The sequence below is a fragment of the Cupriavidus sp. CuC1 genome (genome assembly GCF_044627735.1).
In the GTDB taxonomy this organism is placed as follows: domain Bacteria; phylum Pseudomonadota; class Gammaproteobacteria; order Burkholderiales; family Burkholderiaceae; genus Cupriavidus; species Cupriavidus ulmosensis.
On record NZ_JBIUHC010000329.1, the window covers coordinates 1 to 3,094 of the forward strand.

Genomic DNA, 3,094 nt, shown 5'->3' on the forward strand with positions numbered 1-3,094 from the left:
TCCGCAAATAGTGGTTGCGGACGCAAGCCTGCCCACTCTCAGCAGCAAAAGCTAGGTGTGCTTATTTTCGCGCTTACCCTTCAACAACCGATGCGCGTTGCTCTGTCAAGAACGTCTCACCTAGACTTGACCTTGATCAAGGCGACGAGGTAGGCCACCGTCTAGCCTTCCCGATTTGGCGACCCCAACGCCCGCGCAACGGAGAGAAGCAATGTTGACCCAGAAGACGAAGGACATCGTAAAGGCACGGCACCCGTTCTGGCCGAACACGGCTACGACATCGTCAAGTGCTTCTATAAGCGTATGTTCGAGGTTACCCCGCTTCGTTGGACAGTCTTACATTTGAATTTTATGTCGATAGTTGGGTTCCTTTTGATGGCGTCGTGCGAGTTGTCCACGGGCGGGCGGCGGGGCGCCTGTGTCGCCCACGACGCCGCCCGGCGGTGGGCAACTCGCTGGCGATGGCGTCGGATTGTGCGCGGCGGTGAATCTGTTCAAATTCGTGTGGCGAACGATAGCCCAGGGCACTGTGCAAGCGATGTGGGTTGTACCAGCCTTCGATAAAGGTGAACAACGCCAGACGCGCCTGGTCGTGCGTAGCGAAGCGGCGACGTGCCAGCAGTTCGCACTCGAGCGTGGCGAAGAAGGATTCACACATGGCGTTGTCGTACGCGTCACCGACTGAGCCCATCGAGGGACGTACACCGGCCTCGCGGCAGCGCAGCCCGAACGCGATCGAAGTGTACTGACACCCCTGATCCGAATGATGGATGACGCCATCGGGCCGACGCTGCGCGAGGGCCATGTCCAACGCCTGCAGCATCAGGGCGGTACGCAAGTGGCTGTCCATAGCCCACCCGACGATGCGGCGGCTGTACACGTCGAGCACCACAGCCAGATAGAAGAAGCCCACAGCGGTCGGAATGTAGGTGGCATCAGCGACCCACAGCCGATCTGGCGCCTCAGCCTGGAAGTGACGCTGCACCAGATCCGGCGCCGGGCGGGTCCAGGCGGCACGACGGGTGGTGGTGACCCAGCGGCGTCGGCTCACGCCGCGCAGGCCCGCTTCGCGCATCAGTCGGGCCACGCGCTTGCGCGCGACGTGGATGCCTTCGCGGGCTAGGACCGCGTGAATGCGCGGCATGCCATAGGTGCCGTGCGATCGCAGGTAAATGGCCCGGATGCGGGTAAGCAGTGCGGCATCCTGTTGTGCATGGGCCGAGGGCACGTGATGACACCACGCATGGAACCCGCTGCGCGAGACCTTGAGCAGCCGTGCCATGGTGGCCAAGGGCCAAGTGGCCTGATTCGCCTTCATGAATGCGAACCCTTGTCGGGTACTGTTCCGGTCTCCCGGGCAAACCAGGCCGCGGCTTTTGCCAGTATCTCTTTCTCCACCTCGAGCTGTTTGACCTTGCGGCGCAACCGCGTCAGTTCCTCGCGCTCGGCCGTGGTGAGGCCATCGTGACGCTTGCCGGTATCGCGATCTGCTTGCGCGACCCAGTTGTAAATGGTCTGCGCGGTGGGTTCAAATTCCTTGGCCAGGTCTTCCGGCGTACGGCCGGCATGGACGAGGTCAATCATCTGTTGCCGGAAGGCCGCGGCATACGGCATTCGATGCTTGTGCATGATGGGCACCTCCTTCGGTTCAAGATAGGCGGTGTCCAAAAAAGCGGGTCAACTCCAGTTCGAAGCGCATCCCGAACTGAAAAATGTGTTCAACATGGCCCATCAGGAACAGGGCCAGCAGCAGCAGGCGCTGGCACGTGCGGTCTACGCCTATGCGGAGAATATCGAGGATCCGAGCAGCCTGATGGCCGTGCTAAAAAACATTGCCAACAAGCATGCGAGTCTCGGTGTTCGGCCCGAGCAATATCCCATCGTCGGGGAACACCTGTTGGCCGCAATCAAGGAGGTGTTGGGCAGCGCAGCAACCGACGAAATCATATCCGCATGGGCACAAGCCTACGGGAATCTGGCCGACGTGCTGATGGGCATGGAAAGCGGGTTGTATGAGCGGTCCGCCGCGCAGTTGGGCGGCTGGACCGGCTGGCGTACCTTTGTCGTGCGTGAGAAGCGGCCAGAAAGCAAGGTGATCACATCGTTCATCCTTGAACCTGCGGATGGTGGGCCGGTGGTGAACTTTGAACCCGGCCAATACATCAGCATTGCCGTCGAAGTGCCAGCACTAGGTTTGCAGCAGATTCGCCAGTACAGCCTGTCGGATATGCCCAATGGGCGCAGCTATCGAATCTCAGTGAAGCGCGAAAGCGGCGGTACGCAGCCACCGGGCTATGTATCGTGCCTGTTGCATGATCACGTCAATGTCGGAGACGAGGTGAAGCTAGCGGCACCCTACGGCAGCTTCCATATCGATGTCAACGCCAAGACACCCATTGTCCTGATCAGCGGCGGCGTAGGTCTGACCCCGATGGTCAGCATGCTCAAAAAGGCCATACAGGACCCGCAGCGGCAAGTGGTATTTGTGCATGGTGCGCGAAACAGCGGCGTGCACGCCATGCGTGACCGGCTGCGTGAAGCCGCCAAGACGTATGCCAATCTCGACGTGATCGTGTTTTACGATGACCCGCTGCCGCAGGATGTCGCGGGCCGGGACTACGATCACGCAGGGCTTGTCGATGTCAAGGCGATCAAGGATTCGATCCTGCTGCCCGATGCCGACTATTACATCTGCGGACCGATCCCGTTCATGCGGTTGCAGCACGACGCGCTGAAGGAATTGGGCATCCGTGAAGCACGCATCCACTATGAAGTGTTCGGCCCCGACCTGTTTGCCGAATAGCGGCGAAGCCGGTGGGAAGCGTTTAGGGTGCGAACAGGCTGCCCGTAATGTTTCCCACTGGCACGACCTTCGTCATATGGCGATAACCCGCCTGGCGGCAAAGCTACCGAACCTGAACGGGCCTGACAGGCAAAAAAAACCGCCCGCGATGCCGGGGTGTGGCGCGGGCGGTAGCAGGTACTACAAGGGCATTTTGCCTTGATCTAAGAAATTCGGTTCGTCAGAAAAATGTGTGGGTTGACGAAGGCTCGGGAAGGCTTCCAAGTGCATGATATAGCGCGATTTCCGTCG

At 60.1% G+C, this 3,094-nt stretch carries 3 pseudogenes; 2 read left to right on the forward strand and 1 reads right to left on the reverse strand.

From position 1 onward, the window contains the following. Nucleotides 1–211 precede the first annotated feature (211 nt). A pseudogene (locus ACGLHR_RS51200) lies at nucleotides 212–321 on the forward strand (bacitracin resistance protein BacA); the annotation flags it as partial. A gap of 154 nt (nucleotides 322–475) precedes the next feature. On the opposite strand, the pseudogene ACGLHR_RS51205 reads toward ACGLHR_RS51200, so the two are convergent. Continuing rightward, nucleotides 476–1,629: pseudogene (locus ACGLHR_RS51205) on the reverse strand (IS3 family transposase); the annotation flags it as partial. A 58-nt stretch (nucleotides 1,630–1,687) separates the two neighbouring features. Between ACGLHR_RS51205 and hmpA the strand changes: the two are divergent. Further along, nucleotides 1,688–2,803 (forward strand): annotated as a pseudogene (gene hmpA / locus ACGLHR_RS51210) (NO-inducible flavohemoprotein); the annotation flags it as partial. Between the last annotated feature and the right edge of the window lie 291 nt (nucleotides 2,804–3,094).